Annotated in this window: 6 protein-coding genes; all 6 read right to left on the bottom strand. The window is 57.2% G+C overall.

Annotated features, from left to right (window positions below; translation table 11 throughout):
- A partial coding sequence (metG, locus tag Q0288_RS02225) for a methionine--tRNA ligase (RefSeq protein WP_299426527.1) occupies positions 1-1,568 on the bottom strand: 1,568 nt, incomplete at its 3' end.
- Positions 1,569-1,847: 279 nt separating this feature from the next.
- On the bottom strand, positions 1,848-2,552 hold the full coding sequence (rpiA, locus tag Q0288_RS02220; protein ID WP_299426524.1) for a ribose-5-phosphate isomerase RpiA: 705 nt from the start codon (positions 2,550-2,552) through the stop codon (positions 1,848-1,850).
- Positions 2,553-2,646: 94 nt separating this feature from the next.
- A complete protein-coding gene (gene bcp / locus Q0288_RS02215; protein WP_299426521.1) occupies positions 2,647-3,123 on the bottom strand; it encodes a thioredoxin-dependent thiol peroxidase in 477 nt (158 codons plus the stop codon).
- 129 nt (positions 3,124-3,252) lie between these two features.
- On the bottom strand, positions 3,253-3,753 hold the full coding sequence (locus Q0288_RS02210) for an adenosine-specific kinase (protein WP_299426518.1): 501 nt from the start codon (positions 3,751-3,753) through the stop codon (positions 3,253-3,255).
- Positions 3,754-3,756: 3 nt separating this feature from the next.
- Positions 3,757-4,308, bottom strand: coding sequence for a hypothetical protein (locus tag Q0288_RS02205; protein WP_299426515.1), 552 nt, complete (start codon positions 4,306-4,308; stop codon positions 3,757-3,759).
- A gap of 266 nt (positions 4,309-4,574) precedes the next feature.
- The gene (locus Q0288_RS02200; RefSeq protein ID WP_299426512.1) at positions 4,575-4,925 is read right to left on the bottom strand and encodes a hypothetical protein; all 351 of its coding nucleotides are present in this window, start codon (positions 4,923-4,925) and stop codon (positions 4,575-4,577) included.
- Positions 4,926-5,300: the final 375 nt, after the last annotated feature.

Here is a 5,300-nt window from a genome sequence, read left to right as displayed (position 1 = left end):
CTGGACACCGCTTTCGGCTTTTGGCTTTCAGCTTTTGGCTCCTGACCCCCGGCAGCCTCGATTTTGGGGAAGAGAATCGGCGCCTCCTCGGGGATGCGTGTCCCGGCAGACGAAATCCCCCAGGTTTCGGTCTGGGCAATGCTAAAATCGCCCAATCCCAAAGCGGCCCGCAATTCCCTGGCTTTGGTCGGGAGGGCTGGTTCCAGCAACACACTGGCAATTCGCAGCCCTTCAACAGCGGTGTAAAGCGCATCTTCCAGCTCTTTCTTCCGGCTTTCGTCGCGGGCCAGCTCCCAGGGTCTGGCATCGTTGACAAACTTGTTGAGGCTGCGTATGTACTGGAAAATCTCTTCCAGAGCCAGGTGAATTCGTAGCGAATCCACTTCCTTACGCACCTTTTCGGCCAACCTCACCCCTACCCTGGCAGTCTCTGAGTCGGGCGAGGAGGGTGCAGGAATAAGGCCACCGCAATACTTGAGCAGCATGGTACGCACGCGGGATAACAGGTTGCCCAGGTCGTTGGCCAGGTCGGAGTTGAGGCGCTGCGCCACCACCTCTTCGCCAAAGGGGCTGTCCGAACCCAGGGTGGTATCGCGCAGCAGGGCGTAGTGCACCGCATCCACGCCAAACTTGTCCAGCAGGGCCAGTGGGTCAATAGCGTTGCCCAGGCTCTTGCCCATCTTGCGCCCGTCCAGGGCCAGGATGTGTCCGTGTACCACCAGTCGTTGGTAGATGGGCAGGCCCGCGCTTTTGAGCATGGTCGGCCAGAATATGGCGTGGGGCTTGAGGATATCCTTGCCAATCACGTGCCAGGCATGGGGCCAGTACTTCTCGAAGAGGCCCCGACTCGCCAGCGAGGACGCATAGGCCAGCAGTGCATCAAACCACACATAGGTCACGTGGTTTTCGTCCCAGGGGATGGGGATGCCCCAGGGCACCCGGTCTTTAGGACGCGAGATGGACAGGTCGCCAATCGGCTCCTTGAGGATTTCCAACACCTCGTTGCGGTAGGCCTGGGGCTGGATCAGATCGGGGTAATCGTACAGATACTGCACCAGCCAGGGACGATACTTTTCCATGCGAAAAAAATAGTTGGCCTCCTTGCGCAGGATGGGCGGATCGGAGTCGCCAGGCAGAATGCCGTTTACCAGCTCCTTTTCGGTTACGAAGCGCTCGGCGCCCACCGAGTAAAGCCCTTCGTATTCGGCGTAGTAGATGTCGCCCGCCTCGTAGACCTTGCGCAGGATTTCCTGCACATAGCGCTTATGGCGCTCCGAAGTCGTGCGGATATAGTCATCGTAGCTGATGTGCAGGCGCTGGTAGGCGGGTTGGAAGAGCTGTTCCGAGACGTAGTCCACAAACGCCTGGGGTTCCTGCCCAGCATTCTTGGCGGCACGGGCAATTTTTTCTCCGTGCTCGTCGGTGCCGGTGATGAAGTTGGTATCGTATCCATCCAGCCGGTGAAAGCGGGCCAGAAAGTCGCAGATGATTTTCTCGTAGACGTGTCCGATGTGGGGGGCCGCGTTGGAGTAGTCAATTGCGGCGGTTTCATAGAAGATTTTGCTCACGGGTTTCTCCTTCAATCTGGGTTGTTCCAGGCAGCTTGTTTGAGGTGCTCTAAGACTCCCTGCAAAAAAATGGGGCGCAAACGCGCCCCGCCGATAGCCAACTGGCTGCTATCGCCGGGACATTCGCATCATTCGGGCCGCGAATACACACCCTTTCACAACGAGTATTTTAGGCAGTGTAACCGGGTTTTGGCAAGCTCACTGGATCTGCAAAGTGCTGCCATTTGCAGGGTGGTTGTTCTGCGCAGGACACAAGAATGGATCACTCGAGAAGCCTGTTCATGCCGGGCGCCCTAACGTATCTGGGGTCGTACCCAGGTATTCCAGCCCCTCTGGTCCGGCCGCAATCACCAGGGTGGCCAGGCCCACAAAAAGTCCGGTTTCCACCACCCCGGGAATGCGTTTGAGTTCGGCCTCGAGACTCTCCGGATTCAGAATTGGGCCAAAGTTAACATCCACAATCAGGTTGCCGCTGTCACTATAAAACAGATCCTCACCATCCATGCGGAGTTTTGGGTCTCCCAGGCGAGCCAGGGTGTGAAGGGTCAAACGGTAGCCAAAACGCACAATCTCTATCGGAACGAGTCCTCGGCCCAGTTGGGGCACTATCTTGGTATGATCGGCAATCACAATAAAGTTCCTGGCGCTGGCCTCGACAATCTTTTCACGCAGTAAGGCCCCGCCCAGGCCTTTGATCAGCGAGAGGTCGGGGGCGATTTCATCGGCTCCGTCAATCGCCAGGTCAACCCCGTAGGGCTCGAGTTCGCTCAACCGAATGCCCAGATCGTGGGCCAGCAGGGCCGTGGCCTCCGAGGTGGGTACAGCCACAATCTCCGATAGCCCGCCCTCACGCAGCCGACGGGCGAGTTCCATGACCGCATATCTGGCGGTAGAGCCTGTGCCCAGCCCCACCACCATGCCCGACTGCACGTACCTGACGGCCTCGAGGGCCGCTTGTTGCTTGTAGATATCCAGGTCATTCATAGGTGTTTGGCGAAGGGTTTATCAGCTTACAATTCGGGTCAACACGGCCGCAGATCGCTCGCTATAGTAGGGATCTTTCCAAACCCGGCGGTTATTACACAGTCTGCTTTTGCAGTTCCAGCAGGGCTTCGGCAACCTCGGCCGGGTGCTCCACTGGATTGACCTTTCCCCAGACTCTGGCAATCCGACCCTGGGGATCAATCAGGTAGGTGTGGCGGAAGACTCCTTCGTACTCCCGGCCCATGAAGTTTTTGAGACCCCAGGCCCTATAGGCACCAATCATGTCCCTCTCGGGATTGGACAGCAGGGGAAAGTTGAGGCCATACTTACCATGAAACTTTGCGTGGCTTTCTACATCGTCGGCAGAAACGCCCAACACCACTGCCCCCAGTTCCTCCAGGCGCCCTTTTTCATCGCGGAAGTTACAGGCTTCCTTGGTGCATCCCGGCGTATCGTCTTTGGGATAAAAATAAAGCACCACCCAGCCTCCCCGGTAATCCTCGAGGGTATGCAGCTGGCCCTCCTGGTCGGGCAGGGTAAAGTTCGGAGCTAAGTCGCCAACGGTTAGCATAGCCACCCGATCATACCCTGCCAGACTCCCCCGCCCCATCCCACAGAAAAAAGCACCTCGAGGCACCGCCGACTTGCGTCCTGAAACTTGCGAGATTCTCGGAGGATCAGTATGGGAATAAAACTCGAGTTACCGAACCACCTGGCCCGCCTTATAGCCAAACTTACGCAGGATATCCTGACGCCACTGGATATCTTCCTCAGCTTCCACACCCAGGGGTTTGTGTCCGTCTAGCACCCCCAGGATCCCGCGCTGGTCGTCGTGCTCGGCCACAATCACCGAGAGCGCATTGGCCGTAGCGGCAAAAATCCGCACCACTTCCGGACAGGCTTTGACCGCGTGCAGAACGTTGATGGGGAAGAAACCCTCACCCAGCACGATGAAGAAGGAGTGGCCCGCCCCGATGGCCCCTGCATTCTTCACGGCCAGGTCGGTAAGTTCGGGGGCCGTGCCGGTCTTGCGAATCAGGCGCTTGCCGGAGGCTTCACAAAAAGCCAGTCCAAACTTAATTCCCGGAACTGCCGTAACCAGAGCCTCGTGCAAGTCCTCGACGGTCTTGATGAAGTGGCTCATGCCCAGAATAACGTTAAGGTTTTCTGGTTTCTCAACTGCGACTAGCTGGAGTTCCATACCCTATTTAGGCACACTGAACTTCACCAGGTCAACCGTCGCTCCATCCGGGGTGGCATAGCGAACTATCCCGACGCCAGGGACAAAGAAAATCTCCATCACCTGGCTGCCGCCCCCACTGGTGACGGTGGAGGTACGAAGCACATAAGCGTTGAACCGGCCCGCCGGGACACTCACCCCCTCGATGCGCAAGACCTTGCCCAGCAGAGCCACCCTCTGGCCCCCAAAGTTGCTGCGCCCGCCCCATTCCTGCCCCAGCACCAACGGGGGGGGCGGATATAGCTGCAGCGGGGGGTTATAGCGCTGAACCGCCTGTCCGACAATCAAGCCCTCCAGCAGCACCCCCTTATCTGGGGTAAAGCGCAACAGGTCGGCACTCACCGGCTGTCTGGCCAGCCGCCGCTCCAACACCAGCATTCCATTCTGTTCACGGGTGAACACCTGTTCCATACCGGAGGAGTACGTCCAGGAATAGCCGATTCCATTGGGGTAGTAGGCTGTTGGGGCGGCCAGCACCCCGGCCAGCAACAGCCCGAGAGTCAAGAAGCGCTTCATCCCTGCTATGGTACTTCCGCCCTGGCTTCAACATGGTGCATCCGGCCTGGTAATAGGCTCTGTGATGAAATCAGAAAAATACGTGGGGATCCCCCCCGACCGAAGTGCAGGGGCGGGTGGGCTTTACCGAGCCGAATTCCGTTGACCTGGACGCGTCCGATTCTTCAATCCGGGGCGGCTTTCAAGATGCTTTTAGGGGACTTGCGTCGGTGCAGCTCCAGTGCTGGGCCTCGGTGCGCATCGCAGAATTCCCAACCTGGAGATGCTTAGCTCACCTTGAGGCTATCCAGACAAACCAACCCGCCCTGGATACGTATTTCCAGGCTGCAATCGCTCACCGACCCCAGGTTCAGGCTAAAACGCCCCGATAAGTCCAGGGGTTTTTGCAGGTGCCCCCTGTCCTGCTTCAAGTAGATCTGGGCTTGCTCGAAAGAAATGTGCTCCCTCGAGATCACCTGCCCTACCAAATGAGCCCCGGCGTCATCCCACTTGAGGCTCAAATCTACGTGGTAAGGCCCTGCCTGGTACAGTTGCGACCAGCCGGCTCGAGGCTGGGCCTGGTTTCGTAAAGGGGTACTTAACTTCCTCGAGTCCATCACCAGAATAGCCTGATACACCAAGCCTTGCTGCGGTGAAGTCCTGAAAGGGGCGCAGTTTTGCATCAAAGCATTCCTTTCTAACGCTGATGATTACCGTGGAATAGTTTATGCAAAGCTTACCGGGATAAAGATCCAAATATGAACACGGCATCTGGATTCTTTATAACCAGAAGTTTGAACCCATCAAAAAACGTACCATCAGATACAACGCCTTTGGCATCCCACTTCGTAGAAGGTTCGATCCGTGCTAGAAGAAGTGTCACTCCACTTTGGATTCCCTCGTAGCTGGCTGGGGTTCTGGGCATAGCAAATAGCATCTAGATCGAACTCGAGTTCAATCTCTGAGCAGAAACTGGCCTATCCAAAACCGCGAGAGGATCAAAAACTCGCCTG

This window comes from uncultured Meiothermus sp. (genome assembly GCF_937863175.1).
Taxonomy (GTDB): Bacteria; Deinococcota; Deinococci; order Deinococcales; family Thermaceae; genus Meiothermus.
Note: the sequence above shows the minus strand (reverse complement) of the source record. Positions and strands in the feature narration are given on the sequence as shown.